At 34.4% G+C, this 22,488-nt stretch carries 19 protein-coding genes; 10 read left to right on the top strand and 9 right to left on the bottom strand.

All coding sequences use genetic code 11. The features are described from left to right. Positions 1 to 11: 11 nt before the first annotated feature. Entirely contained in the window at positions 12 to 4,385 is a 4,374-nt protein-coding gene (locus tag ASD98_RS24515) for a PKD domain-containing protein (RefSeq protein ID WP_056202398.1), read from the bottom strand. A 318-nt stretch (positions 4,386 to 4,703) separates the two neighbouring features. On the opposite strand from ASD98_RS24515, the gene ASD98_RS07855 reads away from it, so the two are divergent. The 7 genes from ASD98_RS07855 (at position 4,704) to ASD98_RS07825 (ending at position 14,094) form a co-directional block, all read left to right on the top strand. Further along, positions 4,704 to 5,741 carry a YafY family protein gene (locus ASD98_RS07855; RefSeq protein WP_056202396.1) on the top strand — a complete coding sequence of 346 codons (1,038 nt, stop codon included), beginning with the start codon at positions 4,704 to 4,706 and terminating at the stop codon, positions 5,739 to 5,741. A 221-nt stretch (positions 5,742 to 5,962) separates the two neighbouring features. Beyond that, the gene (locus ASD98_RS07850) at positions 5,963 to 6,439 is read left to right on the top strand and encodes a MarR family winged helix-turn-helix transcriptional regulator (protein WP_056202392.1); all 477 of its coding nucleotides are present in this window, start codon (positions 5,963 to 5,965) and stop codon (positions 6,437 to 6,439) included. A 51-nt stretch (positions 6,440 to 6,490) separates the two neighbouring features. Beyond that, positions 6,491 to 8,881, top strand: coding sequence for a 3-hydroxyacyl-CoA dehydrogenase/enoyl-CoA hydratase family protein (locus tag ASD98_RS07845; RefSeq protein ID WP_056202388.1), 2,391 nt, complete (start codon positions 6,491 to 6,493; stop codon positions 8,879 to 8,881). A 36-nt stretch (positions 8,882 to 8,917) separates the two neighbouring features. Then, positions 8,918 to 9,298: a four helix bundle protein gene (locus ASD98_RS07840; RefSeq protein WP_056202385.1), complete on the top strand. Its 381-nt coding sequence runs from the start codon at positions 8,918 to 8,920 to the stop codon at positions 9,296 to 9,298. 32 nt (positions 9,299 to 9,330) lie between these two features. Beyond that, positions 9,331 to 10,512 (top strand): acetyl-CoA C-acyltransferase, encoded by a 1,182-nt coding sequence (locus ASD98_RS07835; protein ID WP_056202383.1) that lies wholly within the window; start codon positions 9,331 to 9,333, stop codon positions 10,510 to 10,512. A gap of 245 nt (positions 10,513 to 10,757) precedes the next feature. Beyond that, positions 10,758 to 12,563, top strand: coding sequence for an acyl-CoA dehydrogenase family protein (locus ASD98_RS07830; RefSeq protein ID WP_056202380.1), 1,806 nt, complete (start codon positions 10,758 to 10,760; stop codon positions 12,561 to 12,563). Between the two features lie 436 nt (positions 12,564 to 12,999). Beyond that, positions 13,000 to 14,094 carry a glycoside hydrolase family 18 protein gene (locus ASD98_RS07825; protein ID WP_056202378.1) on the top strand — a complete coding sequence of 365 codons (1,095 nt, stop codon included), beginning with the start codon at positions 13,000 to 13,002 and terminating at the stop codon, positions 14,092 to 14,094. A gap of 69 nt (positions 14,095 to 14,163) precedes the next feature. On the opposite strand, the gene ASD98_RS07820 is transcribed toward ASD98_RS07825, so the two are convergent. The 3 genes from ASD98_RS07820 to ASD98_RS07810 all read right to left on the bottom strand — a co-directional run bounded on the left by ASD98_RS07820 (position 14,164) and on the right by ASD98_RS07810 (position 15,735). Then, positions 14,164 to 14,649, bottom strand: a complete 486-nt coding sequence (locus tag ASD98_RS07820; RefSeq protein WP_056203275.1) for a hypothetical protein — start codon at positions 14,647 to 14,649, stop codon at positions 14,164 to 14,166. Between the two features lie 106 nt (positions 14,650 to 14,755). Further along, entirely contained in the window at positions 14,756 to 15,277 is a 522-nt protein-coding gene (locus ASD98_RS07815) for a DUF4251 domain-containing protein (RefSeq protein WP_056202375.1), read from the bottom strand. A 29-nt stretch (positions 15,278 to 15,306) separates the two neighbouring features. Beyond that, positions 15,307 to 15,735: an META domain-containing protein gene (locus ASD98_RS07810; RefSeq protein WP_056202372.1), complete on the bottom strand. Its 429-nt coding sequence runs from the start codon at positions 15,733 to 15,735 to the stop codon at positions 15,307 to 15,309. Positions 15,736 to 15,949: 214 nt separating this feature from the next. Here ASD98_RS07810 and ASD98_RS07805 point away from each other — a divergent pair, with 214 nt between their 5' ends. Beyond that, entirely contained in the window at positions 15,950 to 16,477 is a 528-nt protein-coding gene (locus ASD98_RS07805; RefSeq protein WP_056202370.1) for a superoxide dismutase family protein, read from the top strand. 108 nt (positions 16,478 to 16,585) lie between these two features. Beyond that, the gene (locus ASD98_RS07800; protein WP_056202366.1) at positions 16,586 to 17,788 is read left to right on the top strand and encodes an LETM1-related biofilm-associated protein; all 1,203 of its coding nucleotides are present in this window, start codon (positions 16,586 to 16,588) and stop codon (positions 17,786 to 17,788) included. A gap of 32 nt (positions 17,789 to 17,820) precedes the next feature. Here ASD98_RS07800 and can read toward each other — a convergent pair whose 3' ends face one another. From can to ASD98_RS07780, 4 genes are all read right to left on the bottom strand, one after another. Continuing rightward, positions 17,821 to 18,459, bottom strand: coding sequence for a carbonate dehydratase (gene can, locus ASD98_RS07795; protein WP_053471791.1), 639 nt, complete (start codon positions 18,457 to 18,459; stop codon positions 17,821 to 17,823). 120 nt (positions 18,460 to 18,579) lie between these two features. Beyond that, positions 18,580 to 20,226, bottom strand: a complete 1,647-nt coding sequence (locus ASD98_RS07790; RefSeq protein WP_056202363.1) for a SulP family inorganic anion transporter — start codon at positions 20,224 to 20,226, stop codon at positions 18,580 to 18,582. A gap of 80 nt (positions 20,227 to 20,306) precedes the next feature. Then, complete coding sequence (locus ASD98_RS07785) at positions 20,307 to 20,585, bottom strand: hypothetical protein (protein ID WP_073484764.1); 279 nt, start codon at positions 20,583 to 20,585, stop codon at positions 20,307 to 20,309. Between the two features lie 133 nt (positions 20,586 to 20,718). Beyond that, complete coding sequence (locus tag ASD98_RS07780) at positions 20,719 to 21,198, bottom strand: Dps family protein (RefSeq protein WP_056202356.1); 480 nt, start codon at positions 21,196 to 21,198, stop codon at positions 20,719 to 20,721. A 110-nt stretch (positions 21,199 to 21,308) separates the two neighbouring features. Between ASD98_RS07780 and ASD98_RS07775 the strand changes: the two genes are divergently transcribed. Next, positions 21,309 to 22,250 (top strand): LysR substrate-binding domain-containing protein, encoded by a 942-nt coding sequence (locus ASD98_RS07775; protein WP_056202355.1) that lies wholly within the window; start codon positions 21,309 to 21,311, stop codon positions 22,248 to 22,250. A 34-nt stretch (positions 22,251 to 22,284) separates the two neighbouring features. Here ASD98_RS07775 and ASD98_RS24350 read toward each other — a convergent pair whose 3' ends face one another. Further along, positions 22,285 to 22,482: a hypothetical protein gene (locus tag ASD98_RS24350; protein ID WP_053471796.1), complete on the bottom strand. Its 198-nt coding sequence runs from the start codon at positions 22,480 to 22,482 to the stop codon at positions 22,285 to 22,287. Between the last annotated feature and the right edge of the window lie 6 nt (positions 22,483 to 22,488).

The following is a 22,488-nucleotide window of genomic DNA, read 5'->3' as shown; positions in this document are numbered from 1 at the left end:
ATGCTTGTTGCTTATTTAATTAGTGTAAATGCTCCTTTTTCTACTACCGTATGGTGGTAAAAGGTCTTTAAGGTTATTTTATAATAATAGTTTCCGTTTTCGGCATCAATATCTTTTACTTTTCCATTCCAGCCTCTGATGTTTGTACCGGTTTCTGAGTAAATAACAGCACCCCAGGTATCAAAAACGTCTAAGGTAATGTCTGATAAACCAAGGAATACAGGTGCAAACGTATCGTTCATACCGTCATTATTTGGTGTAAAGGCATTTGGCATAATTAGGCTGTATCCTTTTTCTACTTTTAATGTTGTGCTGTACGTGTATTGGCAGCCAAACGGATAAGTAACGGTTTGTTTTATAGTATAAGTTCCTTCCTTAGTATAGATGTGTTTAGGATTTTCTTCGTCTGAGAAATTTCCATCACCAAAATCCCAAGAGATTAAAGTGAATGTTCCTGTTGCTAAATTTGTAAATGTGATAGGATCGTAAATCGAATACAAATCGTACATGTCTTTTCCGTAAGAACCTGTGGAGAAGTTAGCAATACCTAAAACAGGTGTATCAACATTATACGAAACATCGGCAGAACAGCCAAAACTGTCTTTTACGGTAAAGATTACCAAGCCGTTATCATCGGTATTCATAATCTCACCATTGGCCCCTGAAACTACTCCATCTGACCAGCTAAGTGTATAAGGCGGAATTCCTCCTTTTACATGTCCTACAAATGTCTGTTTGACATGTTTGGTATCGCAATTAAAATCTGTTAGCACTTCGATTGATGGCGTAAGCTGTTCGAAACGGGTAATTTTAAACGATGCTGATTTATTACAGCCGTTGGCATCGGTTACTTTTACAGTATAGTTATTTGGTATTAGATTTTCTAAATCTTCAGTCGTTGCACCGTTTGACCATGCGTATGTAAATGGCGGCGTTCCACCTGTTACGACAAGGTTGATGGAACCTGTATTGGCATTAAGACAGTCTAACGGATTTTTAACATCGGCATTTAATTCTAAAAGCAAAGGATTATCAATTATCCATGAACCTTTAATAATACAATTTTTTCCGTCTGTAATGGTTACAGAATATGTTCCCGGTCCTAAATTATTTCTTTCGATTCCGGCAGTTGCGTCATCATCCCAAACTAATTTTACCGGTGCTTTTCCACCTACAAGATTTAAACGGATATGAGCGTCTTTTTCGCCATAACAAGATATTTTTTTAATATCTGGATTGATGGTAAAAATTGGTGCATTGTCAATTACTATCGTAAAATCTTTAGGGCATCCTACCGCATCGGTAATAGAAATGATATAAGTTCCTGCAGATAAATTATTCTGTACAAGTCCGGTTCCTAAATTGCTCCATTTAATAATGTACGGATCTCCGGTTGCAAATGGAACTCCGCCCGTTATGCTTTTAATCATTATAGAAGCATCGGCATAATCATAACACGCAATTTCGGTTTTGGTATATTCTAATTTTATTTCATCATTTTGAAGTAATATAACATCAAGATCATCTGTACAGCCCGAATTATCTGAAACGGTTAAATGGTAATTTCCGGCCGGAACATTTCTTAGGTTTTGAGAATAACTCGTATATCCGTTTGGACCTGTCCAAAAATATCTATAGCTGTAAACACCCGGAGAGGTTTCTGTTACTCTTCCTCCTACTGTTTTTACATCAATTTCTCCCGTTGAATAACCATAACATAAAATATCAACTTTGCTCACAAAACTAAGTTCTAACAAAGGCGGTTCTTCGATCTTGAAGTTAGCATGTAGAATACCACAGTTGTTTTTTTCTGTAATAGTTACATCATAAACTCCCGGCTCCAAATTGCTCAGGTTTCCGGAATTGGCACTAAACGGATTTCCGTCTTTTGTCCATACATACGTATAGGGCAGATTTCCGCCAGATACATTTACATTAATTCTTCCATCGTTTAAACCAAAACAGGTTATATCTTGTTTGTATTCACTTAAAATCTGGAATTTACCCGGTTCACCAACATAATACGATCGTGAAAACGGACAATTTCCGTTATCTCCTACCGTTAAATTATAATACCCCGGTTTTAAATTCGAAATGTTTTGGTTTGAACTCGTGTATCCATCAGGGCCTGTCCATGTATAAGTGTAAGGTGCACCTGTTGAAAACGGAATTCCTCCCGCAACAGTTATGTTTATTGCCCCGTCGTTAGCTTCAAAACAAGTTCCCTGTTTTATAGTTTCTGTTACATTTATCAATGGATCGACTGTTACTGTAATCGTAAAATCTGGTCCCGGACAAAGTTTAGAAATTGGTGAAACGGTATAAACAACCGTTGCGCGATTATTAGTAAGATTGGTTAAAGTCTGACTAATACTTGTTCTTGGTGTTGCTTCAGCAAATGCACCGCTTATTGCTCCCGCAGGAGTAACTACCGGATTTGACCAAACATACGTTGTTCCGGCTGGTACATTATCTGTAGTTCCGTTACTGACTGGCGTGATCTGAAATGAATTTCCACTGCAAATTACTGCCGTTTTAGGCGTTATTACAGGCGAAAGAACCATATCTACAGAAAAATTTCTTGACACACTTGTTGTTCCACAACTATTCGTAACACTAAAAGTTGCGATGTAATTTCCGGTTTTGGTATAATTAATAGATCCCGGATTAAGTGATGTAGATGTTGAAGGTGTTCCTCCCGGAAAACTCCATAAATACGTGATTTCCGAACTTGGTGAACAAGTTTCTACTACAGTACCTACTGGTTTGATTGTAGCAGACTTACAGAAATCAGAAATAGGATCTAATTTGATTACCGGTTTCTTTTTTACATCTATATATCTTGTAGTATATTGATAAATACCGCAAGAATTTAATGTTCTTAACCTTAATTCGTATGTTCCAGGGTTACTAAAATTAATAACCGGATTTCTAACATACTGACCGTTTACAAAAGAATATTGTCCTTTTCCTTTTCCGCAAAAACCTTCATAATAACTCAAAACTTCCCAATAATAAGTTTCGGTTCCGCATCCTAAACTTGTGTCTGTTGTATTCGTTATCTGAACATTTTCTGAGGCACAAGCCGTTGCATAAGTAAAACTTGGTACTAATACAGGTTCTACACAAATGGTCTGCGTGGTTGATTTTCCAATTCCGCAGGGAGTCTGGGCAGATAACTTTATAGTATAAGTACCCGGTGTGGTATAGACGTGAGAAGGATTTACTTCTCTGGAAACCGGTGTTCCGTCTCCAAAATCCCAAGTATATACATTATAAGTACTGCAATCGTTTGTATAACCTGCCTGAGTTGTATTATAAAATGGAGTATAAGTATTAGCACATGCAATACTCTGCACATTAAAGCTTATAGTTGGCACATCTAAAATAATAATAGGCCCGGCAGTTAAAAAGGTACTTCCGCAAGAAGTTGTTATGGTTAAGGTAACGGTATTTCCTGACGGACAATTAAATCGCATAAACGTATGAGGAATAGGAAAATTTTGCGACGCCTGCGGATTTAAACTGTTATAATAAGGAGAGCTTTCTAATTGTGCCTGCGTATAACTTTGATATGTACCGTCGCCATAATTTACCTGATAATTAGTATCTGATGGGTTAAGTCCCCAAGATCCAATTGCAAAATCCATTTGCGGCACAGGCGTACACAAGTTAGTGGTGTTACCCGGTGCGATAAGCGCCCCAATTGGGTTATTAGAATTTTTTACTACATAGGTAATCGAATTATTGCAGGTACTAGTTCCCATTGCAGTAATTACCATATTAAATGAACCTAATTTTTTGTATTCATGTTTTTTAGGAAAAACAACATTAGTTTCTGTACTGCCATCTCCCCAATCTACATTGTAAGATGTGATACAAGAAACAGAAGCTGAGCTGTTTCCAACATTTATAGTATATTTTGGATTTGAGTTATTATCACCACATCTTTCAAAAGGTTTTGTCGTTCCCGGACTGTTTAAATCAACGAACTTTAAATCTGGTTTTTGTTTAACCGAAACGGTTTTGGTAACCGAATTTACTTCGCCATTAGCATCTGTAACAGTAAGTTTTACAGTAAAATTTTGAGAACCACAGCCAAGTGCCGTAAAAGTATGATTCGGATTATTTATTGTGGCTGAAGTGCCGTCTCCAAAGTCCCATTTATAATTAAAAGGTGCTGCGCCAGTAACTACTGCATTGAATGTCACAGGAGTACCTGAGCAGGCATTATTATTGGTAAAATTAAAATCAACAGTTGGAGGAACAGTAAGATTATAATAATCTTTAAGGGCTAAATTGCTTCTGTCATTTGTATTAAAGGCAAATATTGAAGTCGTTATAAAAAACACACAATATATGTGCAGCGAGTAAAGTTTCCCCATGTGGTATTGTTAAAATTTGTGCGGTAAAAGTAGACGATTTTATTTAACAAAAAAATAGTATAAATACTCATTTTAAATAAGTTTCAAAACTACTACGCAAAGCTGTTGCGCATTTTAATAAAATCAGTATTTTTATCATTCAATGAATCTAAAAAATAAGTAATAGTTCTTGAAATTCTAAAATTTGAATCTCGCAAAGCCACTAAGTTTTATTTAATGCCACAGATTAAAGAATTAAAATGATTAAAAAGTCTGCTGAAATCTGTTAAATCTGCGTGACACAAAATTTAGCGCTTTTGCGACCAAAACCATATAATTATGTCACAAAACAAAAATGCCTTAATTCGGTACAAAACCATCGACAAATGTCTGCAGAATAAATACCGGCAATGGACTTTAGAAGATTTAATCGAATGTTGCTCTGAAGCTTTATTTGAATATGAAGGCCGGGAAAACCCCATAAGCAAGCGAACCATTCAAATGGACATTCAGTTAATGCGAAGTGAAAAGTTGGGTTACAATGCTCCAATTGTTGTTTACGATAAAAAGTATTACAAATATGAAGACGAAGATTTTACCATAACCGATATTCCGCTGACGGAAACGGATATGAATGTTTTGACAGAAACCGTTTCGATGTTAAAACAATTTAAAGATTTTTCTCTTTTTAATGATGTATCGGATATTTTGCAGCGTCTGGAAGATAAAATCTATGCCGAAAAGTCACATACAAAACCTGTAATCTATTTAGATAAAAATGAGAATCTAAAAGGTTTACATTATTTAGATGAAGTTTATCAGGCTATTATAAAAAAAATGGCACTTATAATTACTTATAAATCTTTTAAGTCGAAAGAAGAAACCAAGTTTCATTTTCATCCCTTTATATTAAAGGAGTTTAATAACCGCTGGTTTCTTGTGGGAAAGAAAAAAGGCGGGCAGCCTATTACCAATTTGGCACTCGACAGAATCATTTCAATTGATTACGATTTTAATCTCCCTTATTTAGAAGAAGATTTTAATGCTGAGTCTTATTATAAGGATATAATAGGTGTAACAGTCAATTCAGGTTTACAGCCCCGACGCATCGAACTTTGGATTGATGCTGCAAATGCGCCTTATGTTACTACAAAACCACTACATCCATCGCAGCGGTTAATTAAAGAAAATGAAGACCAAAGTATTATCGTGCATTTGTTTATTTCTCCTAATTATGAAATGGAACGGCTTTTATTAGGTTTTGGAGATTCTATCGAAATTTTGAGACCCGAAAATCTGCGAAACCGCATGAAAAAGATTCTGAAAAGGGCAATTTCCAGATATGAACCTGAAAATACAATTGAATTAAACGCATAATTTTTTAAAGAATACAGAATTAAAAGCGATTTAAAAACCAAAAAATGATTTTGAGAGCATGAAAAATGTTAAAATCCAAAAAAAGAATAGTATATTTCACTCTAAATAAACCACCAAACCACTCTAAATCAGTGGAATTTTTTAACTAACCAAAAAATTATTAAAAAATTATATGCATGCATAGTATTTTTTAATTATATTTGAAATCGATATAGTTACCTATGAAAGACAAAACAATAGATTATATTTTGAGAGCTACATGGCAGGCTGTTTCAAGAATGTATAATGAAGAGGCTGCGAAGTACGATGCTACCATGGCAACAGGATTTGCTCTTTTAAGTATGGATAAGGAAGAAGGAACTCCATCAACCGCTTTAGGCCCGAGAATGGGTATGGAAGCAACCAGCTTAACGAGAACATTAAAATCCATGGAAGAAAAAGGTTTAATTGTTCGCAAAAAAAACCCAAGTGACGGCAGAGGTGTCTTAATCTACCTGACCGATTTTGGAAAAGAAAAAAGAGATTTATCTAAAAATACAGTTCTGAAATTTAATGAAACCGTTAGAAAACATGTCTCAGATGAAAAACTGAAACATTTTATCGAAGTTTCTGAAATCATAAACGAATTAATTCAGGACAAAAACATTTTCAATCACACGAGCGCCAGCGAACTGGCGAAGCAAACAGAAAATGAATAATCTTTTTTAAGAGATAATTCAAATTCTACCCAAAAAACAAATTTTACAAATATGAAACGCACAATTAAAAAAGTTGCTGTAATTGGATCCGGAATTATGGGTTCAGGTATAGCTTGTCATTTTGCTAACATTGGTGTCGAAGTCTTACTTCTTGATATCGTACCTCGCGAACTGACTGAAGCTGAAGCTAAAAAAGGATTAACACTTGAAAGTAAAGCCGTTCGCAACCGTGTGGTAAACGAACATTTGGCGAATTCATTAAAATCAAAACCGTCTCCTATTTACAGTCAAAAATTCGCAAGCAGAATTACGACTGGAAATACGACTGATGATATGGCAAAAATTGCCAATGTTGATTGGATTATCGAGGTTGTAGTAGAGCGTTTAGACATCAAAAAATTGGTTTTCGAGCAAATTGAGAAATTCCGCACACCGGGAACTTTGGTTACCTCAAACACTTCTGGTATTCCAATTCATTTTATGAGCGAAGGAAGAAGTGAAGATTTTCAACAACACTTCTGCGGAACTCACTTTTTTAACCCTGCGCGTTACTTAAAATTATTTGAAATTATTCCTGGTCCAAAAACTTCTACTGAAGTGTTGGATTTCTTAAACGAATACGGTTCTAAATTCTTAGGAAAAACTTCGGTTGTTGCTAAAGATACTCCGGCATTTATTGGAAACAGAATTGGTATTTACGGTATTCAGAGTTTGTTCCATTTGGTTAAAGAAATGGGATTAACGATTGAAGAAGTGGATAAATTGACTGGACCGGTAATTGGTCGTCCAAAATCGGCTACTTTCCGTACAGTGGACGTTGTAGGTTTGGATACTTTGGTACACGTTGCCAACGGTATTTATGAAAACTGTCCGAACGACGAACAACACGAATTGTTTAAACTTCCTGATTTCGTCAATAAAATGATGGAAAATAAATGGTTCGGAAGCAAAACCGGTCAAGGTTTTTATAAAAAAGTAGATAAAGATATTTTGTCTTTAGACTTAGATACATTAGAATACCGCGCTGCTAAAAAAGCAAATTTTGCTACACTTGAACTAACAAAAACTATCGATAAACCAATCAATCGTTTTAAAGTTTTAGTAAAAGGAACAGACAAAGCGGGAGAATTCTACCGTAAGAGTTTCGCCGGAATGTTTGCTTATGTATCAAACAGAATTCCTGAAATCTCAGACGAATTATACAAAATTGATGATGCGATGAAAGCCGGTTTTGGATGGGAAAATGGTCCATTCGAAATTTGGGATGCCATTGGTGTTGCCAACGGAATCGAAATCATGAAAGCTGAAGGTTTAGAGCCAGCTGCATGGGTTACTGAAATGTTGGCTTCCGGAAGCGAAAGTTTCTATTCTGTAAAAGAAGGAGCAACTTATTTCTATAACATTCCAACAAAATCTCAGGTAAAAGTTCCAGGACAAGATTCATTTATTATTCTGAACAACATTCGCGAAAGCAAAAAAGTTTGGAGCAATAGCGGTGCAATTATCCAAGATTTAGGAGACGGAATTTTGAACTTAGAATTCCAATCTAAAATGAATACTATTGGTGGCGACGTACTTCAGGCTATCAATAAAGCAATCGACTTATCTGAAAAAGAATATCAAGGTTTGGTTATTGGTAACCAGGCAGCGAATTTCTCTGTTGGAGCTAATATCGGAATGATTTTCATGATGGCGGTTGAGCAGGAATACGACGAATTGAACATGGCAATCAAATTGTTCCAGGACACAATGATGCGCGTTCGTTACTCTTCTATTCCAGTTGTAGTTGCGCCTCACGGAATGACTTTTGGCGGTGGATGCGAAATGAGCTTACATGCTGACAAAGTGGTTGCTGCTGCAGAAACGTACATGGGATTGGTTGAATTTGGTGTTGGTGTACTTCCTGGTGGTGGTGGATCTAAAGAAATGGCTTTAAGAGCGTCTGATTTATTCCGTAAAAACGATGTGGAATTGAACGTTCTTCAAGAGTATTTCTTAACAATCGCTATGGCAAAAGTATCGACTTCTGGTTATGAAGCTTTTGATACCGGACTTCTTCAACATGGAAAAGATATTATCGTAGTAAACAAAGATCGTCAGATTGCCGAAGCTAAAAAACATGCTTTGTTAATGGCAGAAGCGGGTTATACTCAACCTATCAGAAGAACTGATGTTAAGGTTTTAGGTAAACAAGCTCTTGGAATGTTCTTAGTTGGAACTGACCAAATGGAAGCTGGAAAATACATTTCGGAACACGATAAAAAAATCGCTAACAAATTGGCTTATGTAATGGCCGGTGGTGATTTATCTGAAGCTACTTTAGTATCTGAACAATATTTATTAGATATCGAACGTGAAGCTTTCTTGAGTTTATGTACAGAAAGAAAAACTCTGGAGCGTATTCAATATATGTTAACTAAAGGAAAACCTTTGAGAAATTAGTATCAAGTAATAAGAATTAAGTATTAAGTATTAAGAATGCATCAGTTTGAAAAATTAAAGATTTGGCAGAAAGCAATGGATATTGCGGTTCATGTTTATGAGATTTCTTCATTGTTACCAAATGACGAAAAATTCAATTTAATTCATCAAATAAAAAAATGTGCAGTTTCAATTCCTTCAAATATTGCTGAAGGTTCTGGGAGAAATTCAGATAAAGAATTTATGCATTTTCTAGGAATTGCAAATGGTTCAACTTTTGAATTGATAACTCAATTAATACTTGCTAAAAGGCTTAAACTTGTAAGTGAAGATCTAATTCAACCCACTATTAATCAACTAGTAGAGGTTTCAAATATGAATTTTTCATTTCAAAGATCATTAAAAGATAAAATCAACAAAACAATTGGAAAATCTTAATACTTAATTCTCCAATCTTAATACAATCATTTATGAAAACAGCATATATAGTAAAAGCTTACCGTACCGCAGTTGGAAAAGCACCAAAAGGGGTTTTTAGATTTAAAAGACCTGACGAATTAGCAGCAGAAACGATTCAGTTTATGATGGATGAACTGCCTGATTTCGACAAAAAACGTATCGATGACGTTATAGTAGGAAATGCCATGCCGGAAGCAGAACAAGGACTTAACGTTGGACGTTTGATCTCTTTGATGGGATTAAAAGTAGAAGATGTTCCTGGTGTTACTGTGAACCGTTATTGCGCATCCGGATTAGAAACTATCGGAATGGCGACTGCTAAAATCCAATCAGGAATGGCAGATTGTATTATCGCCGGTGGAGCAGAAAGTATGAGTTTTATTCCGATGGGAGGTTACAAACCAACTCCGGATTATAAAGTTGCTGCTGCAGGTCACGAAGATTACTATTGGGGAATGGGTTTAACGGCTGAAGCGGTGGCAAACCAATACAAAATCTCAAGAGAAGATCAGGATGAGTTTGCTTACAACTCTCATATGAAAGCTTTGAAAGCGCAAGCTGAAGGGAAATTCGACAAACAAATCGTTCCGATTACTGTCGAGCAGACTTTCATCAATGAAAATGGAAAAAAAGAAACTAAATCATACGTTGTAAAACAAGACGAAGGTCCAAGAGCAGGAACATCAGTTGCTGCTTTAGCAGGTTTAAGACCGGTTTTTGCCGCTGACGGAAGCGTTACAGCAGGTAACTCATCACAAATGAGTGATGGAGCTGCATTCGTTTTAATCATGAGTGAGGACATGGTTAAAGAATTAAACCTTGAGCCAATTGCACGTTTAGTAAACTTTGCTTCTTCTGGTGTTGAGCCAAGAATTATGGGTATCGGTCCTGTAAAAGCAATTCCGAAAGCATTAAAACAAGCTGGTTTAACATTGAACGATATTGAACTAATTGAATTAAACGAGGCTTTTGCTTCACAAGCTTTAGCAGTTACTCGTGAATTAAACATTAACCCGGAAATTGTAAACGTAAACGGTGGAGCAATCTCTTTAGGTCACCCTCTGGGATGTACAGGTGCTAAACTTTCTGTTCAGTTATTTGATGAGATGAAACGCAGAGGTAATAAGTACGGAATCGTTTCAATGTGTGTGGGGACTGGACAAGGAAGCGCTGGGATTTACGAAGTATTATAAGAAAGTATTCGCCCAGTTTGTCATTCCGAGGAACGAGGAATCTCCGCGACAATTATCGGCATAGTTTGTCAATCGTTGCGGAGTTACTTGCGGAGATTCCTCCTCCGTCGGAATGACAAGATTGTGAAAATATAGCAAAAAAACAAAATAATTGAATTTCAAAAGATGACCACAGGTTTCATCAACAAGTTAGACACCAATCTTTCTTCTTGACTCTTGCATCTTTAAATCTAAACAAAAACAAAATGGCAGATACAATCGAAAAAAACGTAACCCGTGGTGGTCAGTTTTTAGTTAAAGAAACAAAGTGCGAAGATATCTTTACACCAGAAGATTTCTCGGAAGAGCAGTTAATGATGCGTGACTCTGTAAAAGAGTTCGTTGACAAAGAATTATGGGCGCATAAAGATCGTTTTGAGAAAAAAGATTATGCTTATACAGAATCATCTATGCGTAAAGCTGGTGAACTTGGACTTCTTGGAGTTGCGGTTCCTGAAGAATATGGTGGATTAGGAATGGGATTCGTATCTACCATGTTAGTTTGCGATTATATTTCTGGTGCTACTGGATCTTTCTCAACTGCTTTTGGAGCGCATACAGGAATTGGAACTATGCCAATTACACTTTATGGTACAGAAGAACAAAAGAAAAAATACGTTCCGAAATTAGCTTCTGGAGAATGGTTTGGAGCTTATTGCTTGACTGAACCAGGCGCAGGATCTGATGCTAACTCAGGAAAAACCAAAGCTGTTTTATCTGAAGACGGAACTCATTATTTAATCACAGGCCAAAAAATGTGGATTTCGAATGCAGGTTTCTGCAGCGTTTTCATCGTTTTTGCTAGAATTGGAGATGATAAAAATATTACAGGTTTCATTGTAGAAAATGATCCGTCAAACGGAATTTCCATGAATGAAGAAGAGCATAAATTAGGAATCCGTGCTTCTTCTACTCGTCAGGTTTTCTTTAACGAAACAAAAGTTCCGGTTGAAAACATGTTGTCTGAAAGAGGAAACGGTTTCAAAATCGCGATGAATGCTTTAAACGTTGGTCGTATTAAATTGGCTGCCGCTTGTTTAGATGCGCAAAGAAGAGTTACTTCTGGAGCTGTAAAATATGCTAATGAAAGAATCCAGTTCAATACTGCAATTTCATCTTTTGGAGCTATCCGCTCTAAATTAGCAGAAATGGCAACTAGTGCCTACGCCGGAGAAAGTGCTTCTTACCGTGCTGCAAAAGACATCGAAGACAGAATCGCTGCTCGTGAAGCGGAAGGAACTTCTCATCAGGAAGCAGAATTGAAAGGTGTTGAAGAATACGCTATCGAATGTTCAATCTTGAAAGTAGCCGTTTCTGAAGATATTCAAAACTGTTCTGACGAAGGAATTCAGATTTTTGGTGGAATGGGATTCTCTGAAGATACTCCAATGGAAAGTGCCTGGAGAGATGCTCGTATCGCCAGAATCTACGAAGGAACAAACGAAATCAACAGAATGCTTTCTGTAGGTATGTTAATCAAAAAAGTAATGAAAGGTCACGTTGATTTATTAGGACCTGCAATGAAAGTTCAGGAAGAATTAATGGGAATTCCATCTTTTGATACGCCTGATTTCTCTGAATTATTTGCTGAAGAAAAAGGGATCATCTCTAACCTGAAAAAAGTATTTTTAATGGTTGCCGGAAGTGCAGTTCAAAAATATGGTCCGGATTTAGATTCTCACCAACAGTTATTAATGGCTGCTTCTGATATCTTAATCGAAATCTATATGGCTGAAAGTACTATTCTTAGAACTGAGAAATTAGCTAAAAGAGAAGGTGAAGATAAAGTAAAAGAGCAAATCGCTATGGCAAAATTATACTTGTACAAAGCGGTTGATATTGTAAACTTAAGAGGAAAAGAAGGAATTGCTTCCTTCTCTGAAGGTGACGAACAGCGTATGATGTTAATGGGATTAAAACGTTTTACAAAATACACTAACCTGCCAAATGTTGTGGCATTAAGAGAAACGATTGCCTCTAAATTAGTTGCAGAAAATTCATACTGCTTCTAATCTAAAAATAGTTTTTAGCTTTTAATTTGTTTAAACCCGCACAAGTCCGAAACTGTGCGGGTTTATATTTTTATTTTGAACCATATAAGTTATATAAATTCATTTAAAAGAATGTGTTTTTGTAGAGACGTATTATTTCTTGCCACAGATTACATGATTAAAAGGATTAAAAAAATCTGCGAAAATCCTGTAATCTATGGCATTTTTTGTAGAGACGCACAGCAGTGCGTCTACCATGACGTAGACGCACTGCTGTGCGTCTCTACGGGAAAAACGAATAATATTAAGTCCTGTCTAAAATGAACTTATATTACTTATATGGTTTACCTCCATTTCACAAATCTTTATTAAAATTGAGGTTATGTTACAGGATTGATAGTAAAATTTAAATTCTAATGTTTTATATTTAGCGTTCTAAAACTTCAAAAAACATAAAATGAAACAAATTAGCCTAATTGCCCTTTTATTTATCTGCCTCATATCCACAAACATTTTTGCGCAGAAGAATAAGAAATTAGATATCATCGCTTATTATACTGGTGATTCTAAACTAATTGACGAATATGAAGTCAATAAACTAGATCAAATTATTTTTAGTTTCTGTCATTTAAAAGATGGAAAACTGAGTGTAGATTCTCCTAAAGATTCTATTACTATAAAACATTTGGTTTCTCTAAAAGCTAAAAATCCACAATTAAAAATCGTTTTATCTCTTGGCGGCTGGGGCGGCTGCGAACCTTGTTCAAATGCATTTTCTACTGCTGAAGGACGTTTGAAATTCGCAAAATCAGTAAAAGAAGTAAGCGATTACTTTAAAGTTGACGGTTTAGATTTAGATTGGGAATATCCAGCAATTGAAGGTCTTCCTGAGCATTTATATCAAGCTGCAGACAAACCTAATTTTACAGAATTGATCAAAATATTACGTTCTACTTTAGGTAAAAAATATGAGTTGAGTTTTGCTGCCGGAGGTTTTCAGAAATATCTGGACGAGTCTATTGACTGGAAAACTGTAGCTCCATTAGTGAATCGTATTAATATTATGAGTTACGATTTAGTAAATGGATATTCTAAAGTTACAGGACATCACACACCGTTATACAGCACAAATCCAAAAGAAGAATCTACAGACAGAGCAGTTGAGTTTTTATTAAAAGCTGGAGTTCCTGCTGAAAAATTAGTAATTGGAGGAGCATTTTACACCAGACAATGGAAAAATGTAGAAAACATCAATAACGGATTGTATCAGGCAGGAGAGCATTTTCAAGGTGCTGACTTTAAAAACTATGCCACAACTTATACAGAAGCAAACGGATGGAAATATTTCTGGGATGATAAAGCAAAAGCACCATACTGGTATAATGAAGGCACAAAAACTTTTGCAACATCAGATGATATTAAATCTATTAAGGCAAAAACAGAATATGTAAAGTCTAAAAAATTAGGCGGAATCATGTTTTGGGAACTTACTTTAGATAGTACACGCGATGGAATGGTCAATGCTATTTATGAAGTTAAAACAGCTAAATAAATTTTATTAAAGCAAATAAAAACGGCAGTACTTTTTTAAGTGACTGCCGTTTTTATTTTATAAAGATGTTTATTGGATTTTTGATTTGTCTAATTCTCCAATAAACGGAATCGATTCTAAAATCTCTGCTCTAATTATCGTCTGCAAATAGACTTCTAACTGAATAAATTTAGCTGCATTTATGGCTCCAATAGCTTTTTTGGCTTTACTGTAAGTTTTACAATATAGTTTCTCGTAAGCGATGTGATTTTTTAAAGTTCCTTTTGCCAATTCATCTGCTTTTGCATCTGTAAGAGTTGCATAACTAGCTGCATAATCATTAATCAGTTGAAATTTGCTTTGTCCCAAAGCTTTACGCTGTGTTTCATAATCATCATAAACCTTTGTAAAAGCTGCTGATTGTGTATCAGATAAGTTCATATACTGTTTTACTAAATCACTTTTAGATTTTCCATAAACACTTTGTAAAACATCTACATCTTCCTTAAATGAAGATTGTGCATAAGATGAAAACGCGGCGATTGCCATAATAAAAATAAGACTTAATTTTTTCATAGTATTGATTTTTAAATTGTTTGTAAAATAATCATGCATTCAAAAATATAGTATTCTTAAAATTAAATTGATTTAAAAATGAGAGTTCAACAATAAAAAACAGTTTCTAATTTTTCGTTTCTTCTGCTCTTGGAGCGCTTATTTCTCCATCATAAAAAATTGGAGCTCGATTGTTACTGTTGACAGAAAGTGAAGCTCCACCATCAAAAAAAATAGTAAATACTAAATCGTAAACATCGTCTCTGCCCTTAACTGTGGCTCTCACACTATAATTTTTTGACTTCTTCCCTATTTTTATATTTTCTGGTGTTCCTTCAAATTTAATTCCGCCGTCACTTCCGTAACCAACATTATATCCACGACCGAAAAAAGGGAGATCACAGGTTGTTTTTTCAGTATTAAACTTCAAAAAATAAGTATTATAATCTAAAATAATAAGTCGGCCGCCTTGTGGTGTGACTTTTTGGGCTTCAAAAACAAAATTTTTAGAATCAATTAAAGCTTCAGTATCTTTTTGTTTTTGTAGTTCTTTTTCGGCTTTTAGTTCTTTTTTGCTTTTTTGCTGTGCAAATGCAGAAAAATTCAAAAAGCCAAACAATACTAATAAAAGGTATAATGTAGTTTTCATCTCACATCATGTTAAGTAAAACCATTTGTTTACTTTTTAGTAAATCGCATCATTGCAATATCTCCTGAAATAAAATTCAGCGTTTTTCCATCATCCGTAATATCATACGATGTAATTTTTTGAAGTGTACTCATATAAGTTTGTTCACCTTGCTGTCCGTCCACGCACATCATTTTGGTAACTGCCATTGGCTGCGTAAAGTCAATTTTATTACCGTTTACGACCAATTTTCCAGTATAGGAATTACAACTATTGTTCCCGGAAACCTGATTGTCTTTTGTATTGAAATTTATAGTTGGTTTTTTATTCGGATACAGACCATCAAAAGTTATTCGTGGTCCGGTAATATAATTGAGTTCCCAGGTTCCGTCGAGTTTTGCTACCGAATCTGTTTTTTGACACTTGCAGGAAAATAAAATCGAAGTAATAAAAACGAGGATAAAAATCTTTTTCATCATAACATTAAGTATTAAATATGAACGAATTAGAAAATTTTAGTTTCAGAAATTTTTCGTTAAAAATATTACGAATTTAAACAATATTTTTCGTTTTTGTGCTCAATCGATCTCAAATTACGGCCTATAGTTTGACTTTTTTTTAACTTTTAGAGTCAAATTATTCCGTTATTTTATGTTAAATTTACTTAATCTTTAATTTAAAATGCCCGTATATATGAAAAAACTGCTCGTATCATTCGCTATAATTACAGCTTTAATCATTGGCTGTAAGACCAATACAAAATCAAACGATGCTAAAACTTTGACTATAGCATTAGAACCTAAAAGCAGTAGTAACGTAAGCGGAACCGCAACTTTTACTGAGAAAAATGGAAAAGTAACTTTTACTGCAAAAGTTTCTGGTTTACAGCCTGGAGTTCACGCTATGCATATTCACGAAAAAGCAGATTGTACTGCTGCCGACGGAAGTTCTGCTGGCGGACACTGGAACCCGACTTTTAAAAAACACGGAAAATGGGGAGTTGGCGAATATCATAAAGGTGATATTGGAAACTTTACCGCTGATGAAAAAGGTAACGGAACCATTACATTAACTACTGACGAATGGTGTGTAGGCTGTGGCGATGCTACTAAAGATGTGTTAGGTAAAGGTTTAATTGTGCATCAGGGAACAGATGATTTTACAACTCAGCCAACCGGAAATGCCGGCGGAAGAGTTGCCTGTGCCGGGATAATAAAATAATAAAATACTAATAACCACTATATTTCACAAAAATCTAGTGGTTATTTTATTTTTAATTCACTCTAAGACAAGAAAAAGATATAGCTTTGCAGCTATAAATTTAATTCAATGATTAACCCATCAGCACACGGCTGGATCGATAAGTTTTTTAGTGAGCAGAAGTTTTCAGAAGCAATTCCTTTTGAAACTACAGATTTCTTTTACTATAAAGTTAGAGAAACTGGTTTTATCTACGGTCATATCATTGCAATTGATTCTCAAATCCCAATTCCGATAAAAGGCTGGTTTAAAACCGAAATTTCTAAAATTGCCTTATTAAATACCCTTTATCATGTTTTTTGTTTAGAAAAAAGAAATTCTGAACCGAATAACTTTATCACCGAAGTTTTAAAATTCTATAAACAAATGAATCCTGAAGGGTTTAATTTGTTTAAGATTCTGCTTCCAAAAGACACTCCTTCTCATTCATTAGAAAGTATAATTGATGAAAGAGTACAGACCAATGACAGCATCATCAGCAAAAACTTTTCGCATTTAGTAACTAATGCGCTTTTGTTTATTGATGTTTTGGCATTTAGACAATATTTAGAACACGGAGAAATTCCTGAAAAATATTTAAAACGAATTGAAGAAACGGTTCTTGGAATCGTAGGTTTGGCTTTAAAAACAAAAACAATCAAATCGCAGCATGACGATTTGCTAATTAAACTTTTTGAGGCTTCAATTCGTTATTCTAAATTTTCGAAAGTTACCGTAGATACTTTAGAGACTTTACAATTAGATTATTTTAAAAATACTTTAGAGCATTATTATTTAATTGACATGGCCGGAATGGCGTTGTGGAGCGATGGCGTTGTTGAAAATGAAGAATCTTATTTCTTGTATTCTCTAGGTTCAATGATGGGCGTTTCTGATGATTTTGTAAAAACAAGTATTGATACCACTCACGATTTTATTACGACTCATAAAAAGAAAATTCCATATTTTAATTATTCAAATCCGGTAAAGCATTTCTACGATCAGATGACGCACAGCGTTGTAAAACTGATTATAAGAAACAAAAACAGATTAATTAAGGAAATTGTTCAGAGTAAAGAATTAATGGTTCTATTGGCTTATTCCACAACAAGGGATTTAGATGCGAAAGAAAAGAAAAAAGTAAAAAAACAGCTTTTAGATATCTGTAAAACAATTCCGTCCTTAACGATATTTCTGCTTCCGGGCGGAAGTTTATTACTGCCGATTTTAATAAAGTTTATTCCAACGATGCTACCATCTGCATTTAATGAAAATCTAGACGAAAACGAATAAAAAAAATCGCCCTTTTGAGGCGATTTTTATTTTTATAGATTACTCAGCTGATAAACATCATCAAGTTCATCATTGGAAGAAATGGTCACATTTAAATCGGTTACAAAACCAGAATTCAATCCGTAAACCCATCCGTGAAGCATTAAATCCTGACCGTTTTTCCAAGCCGATTGAACAATTGATGTTTTAGCTAAATTGTAAACTTGTTCTTTAGCATTGATTTCTACAAAAGCATTAAAACGTTCTGTTTCATCTTCGATAGAATTCAAGTATTTATCGTGAAGTCGGTATTCATCTTTAATGTGACGAATCCAGTTATCAATAATTCCAACAGATAAATTACCCATAGCAGCTTTTACACCACCACATCCGTAATGTCCGCAAACAATAACGTGTTTTACTTTTAAAACGTTTACTGCATAATCCAGTACACTTAACATATTCATATCGGAGTGAACTACCATGTTAGCAATGTTTCTGTGCACAAAAACTTCACCTGGTTTTGCCCCAATAATTTCATTTGCAGGAACACGGCTGTCAGAACATCCAATCCATAATAAAGGCGGAGATTGTCCTTTTGCTAAATCAGCAAAATAATTAGGATCTTTTGCTAATGAGTCTTCTACCCATTTTTTATTGTTCTCCAATATTTGTTCATAGAACTTTCTCATTTTTCTTAGGTTTTTTCTTGGTATTATCAATGCTTAAGCATATCAAAAAGACTTTTTGTAAAGTTATTTAAATTTTGATACTTCTCAAACCTGATTAATATCTTTATTTATATAATTTGTTTAAAATTTTTCCTTTTGTTCTTTCTTAACCAATGCTCGTTTAGCAACATCATAATAATGTTCAATCGTAACGTGATTGTTGTTATCAGGAGTGTTTTCTAATTCGTAAGCCTCTTTAAAACCTTTTAGTTTTACTTTTATATTTTCATCAATTGCTCGGGTTTCCTTAAACTCGCGAATTAAATCTAATACATCATGCGCAATATATTCCGTATCGTGCGCATTAATAATCACTTTACAATTTTCCGGAATTTCACTTAATGTTTGTTTGATTGCAGCTTTATTTAAAAAAGAAACTTCCTGAGCTAAATCAATGTGAATGATATCGCCATCTTCATATTCTTCTTTTTTGAAGTTGTAAGCTCTTTTTAAATTTCCTCTTAAAACAAAAATGATACTAATTATAATTCCTAAAGCAACTCCTTTAAGCAAATCTGTCGCAACGACAAAGACCAAAGTTGCAATAAAAGGGACAAACTGGTATTTTCCCTTTTCCCAGAAATGCATAAAGGTTGCTGGTTTTGCTAATTTATATCCAACCAAGATTAAAACCGTTGCCAAAGTTGCCAAAGGAATTTTATTTAAAATTGCCGGAATAGACAATACACTTATTAATAAAAGCACCCCATGAATGATGGCTGACATTTTAGATTTTGCACCTGCGTTATTATTTGCAGAAGATCTTACCACAACAGATGTCATTGGTAATCCGCCTAAAAGCGAACTTGCAATATTACCAATTCCCTGCGCTCTAAGTTCAACATTGGTATCAGTATAACGTTTTTGAACGTCCATTCTGTCTGAAGCCTCAATACACAAAAGCGTTTCAATAGAAGCTACAATGGCAATTGTAACAGCTACAACCCAAACCTGCGGATTTGAAATCGCTGTAAAATTTGGTGTAATTATAATTGATTTGAAATCATCAAAAGACTTTGGAACTGGCAAAGAAACCAAATGTTCTTTTGCAATTGCCAATGAGCTTCCTGTTGATATAAAAAATTCATTTAATAAAACTCCCAGGATAACGGCTACAAGTGCACCCGGAACTAATTTTAATCTCTTTAAAAATGGAACTTTATCCCATGAAATTAATATTACAAGTGAGATCAATGAAATTACAACTGCTCCTAAATGGATATGGTTTAAAACATCAAAAAGAAATGAAAATGAATTGCTTCCGTCATTTTGAATAAACGCCTGATCGCCTTCAAAATCAGCATCGTAACCAAATGCATGCGGAATTTGTTTCAGAATAATAATAATTCCGATACCTGCAAGCATTCCTTCAATTACGTTTGTTGGAAAATAGTTTGATATACTTCCCGCTTTTAAAAATCCTAATGCCAATTGAATTAGTCCTGCAATAAAAACAGACAGTAAAAACACATCAAAGGCACCAAAATCAGTAATAGCGGTCAAAATAATAGCTGTTAAACCAGCAGCAGGCCCAGAAACACTAATGTGGGACTGGCTTAAATAACCTACCACAATACCACCAATAACACCCGCAATAATTCCAGAAAATAACGGTGCTCCAGAAGCCATTGCAATACCTAAACACAATGGAAGAGCCACCAAGAAAACCACTAAACCTGAAGCAAAGTCAGACTTAAGGTTGGCAAAAAGATTAATTTTTTTTGTCATAATACAATACTAAAAATTGATACATTAGAACCATGCCGCATTTGTAGTAAATACAGTTGTTCTTCAAATAATCGGAAGTATTATGCCAAGTTGGGTGGTGGAGCAAATATGCTCGGAGAAATATTATCTAATTTTACGATGTTTTCAGAAACGATCGTTTTCTTTTGAATGTAAACAGGAAGCGGTGCTTCATGTTCTAAAATTACAGGATGCACTACAGATTTTAATTCTTTATGCACTTCTTCTTCAGAAAAATTAAAAGACACGCACGAATTCCCTTTCTTAATCGCCTGAACAATTGTCGGGGTCGATAAGAAGGCAATAAATATGAATAATAATATGCGTGCTAGTATTTTCATTGTGGCAAAAATAGCGTTAAACAAATAAAATCAAAGCTACTGGCTGAAAATTTTATACAATTTTAACAAAAAGATAAAAGCAGAAGGATCAAAATCGACCAATCTGCTTTTTAATACATTAATAAACAACAAATTATAACGATTCGTCCAGCCATGCATTCATCATCCAAATTGTTTTTTCCTGCTCTGCTATAAAGTCACTCATCATCGAATTTGTACCTTCATCGTTAATTTCGCCAGATTTATTCAGGATCTCTCTTTCAATTTTTAATAAATCAGATAATGAATTTACAATTAACTGAACTGCTTTTTCATCGTTTGAGATATTTTTTCCAATTGTCAATTTATTGTTTTTGATATAATCTTCAAAAGTATGCAATGGAGTTCCGCCAATTGTCAAAACTCTTTCTGCAATCATATCTATTTTTAATTGTGAATCTGTATATAATTCTTCAAATTTTACATGCAGATCGAAGAAACGTTTTCCACGAATATTCCAATGAATTCCTCTTAAATTTTGATAGTATACCTGAAAATTTGATAATAAAACATTCAATTCTTTCACTAACAATTCTGACTCTTTTACAGGTAATCCTAAAATATTTGTTTTCATAATCTTCATTTTTTATAACTAAGTTTACTACAAATTTAAATTATCTTCATTAAAAAAATTATAAAAAAAAATTATATTTACTTATTTTTGTATCAAAAATTACTATCAAAATGACGATAACTCAATTACAATATGTGTTAGCAGTTGCAGAGCATAAAAACTTTACACTTGCGGCCGAAAAATGTTTCGTAACACAACCCACATTAAGTATGCAGATTCAAAAAATTGAAGAAGAACTTAATATTTTAATTTTCGACAGAAGCAAAAAACCTATCCAGCTTACAGATATTGGGCAAAAGATTGTAAACCAGGCAAAAAACATTGTAAACGAAGCAGATCGTATTAAAGATATTGTCGAACAGCAAAAAGGTTTTATTGGCGGCGAATTTCGTTTAGGAATTATTCCAACGATTATGCCAACACTTTTACCTATGTTTTTAAATAACTTCATTAAGAAATATCCAAAGGTGAAGCTTTTAATTGAAGAGCTTAATACAGATGAAATTATTGTAAAACTAAAAAATGGTCATCTTGATGCTGCAATTGCGGCAACTCCGCTTGAAGATGAAAAAATAAAAGAAATTGTATTATACTTTGAGCCATTTGTAGCTTACATTCCGGAACATCACAGCAGTTTTCAAAAGGAAGAAATTGAAGTTGCAGATTTGAATATTAATGAAATTCTGCTTTTACAAGATGGACATTGTTTTAGAGACGGGATTTTAAATTTATGCAAAAACGGCACTGATGTCGAGCAAAATAATTTTCAGATTCAAAGCGGAAGTTTTGAAACACTGATAAAATTAGCCGACGAAGGTTTGGGTACAACGTTACTTCCGTACTTGCACACCTTAGACTTAAAAGATTCCGACAAACTGAAACTACGAAACTTTAAGGAACCAAAACCTGCCCGAGAGGTAAGTTTGATTTACCCAAAGAGCGAATTAAAAATGCAAATCATTGACGCACTTCGATCAACTATTGCCGGAGTTGTAAAAGGAGCAATTGTTTTTCAGAATGTTCAAATCATTAGTCCGCTGCAAAAAAAGTAAACATAAAAAAAGGAGCCAATTTGGCTCCTTTTTTTTATACTTTAATCAGTAGTAGACTTTGTTTTAATTCTGGTTTTTCAATAATGAAATTTAATAACCATTCTTGCAATTGTTCCATTTCATAAGGTAACAGTGTTTTGATAGCTTTTTCTAACTCTCTGCAGAAAAGTACCGGGTCGAAACTTACTCTCTCAAGTATTGATTTCGTGTAATCAAACATCATTTTTGACATAATAAA

The sequence above is a fragment of the Flavobacterium sp. Root186 genome, assembly GCF_001428525.1.
Lineage (GTDB): Bacteria > Bacteroidota > Bacteroidia > Flavobacteriales > Flavobacteriaceae > Flavobacterium.
The sequence above is the reverse complement of the archived record's forward strand: the minus strand, read 5'-3'. Positions and strand labels throughout refer to the sequence as shown.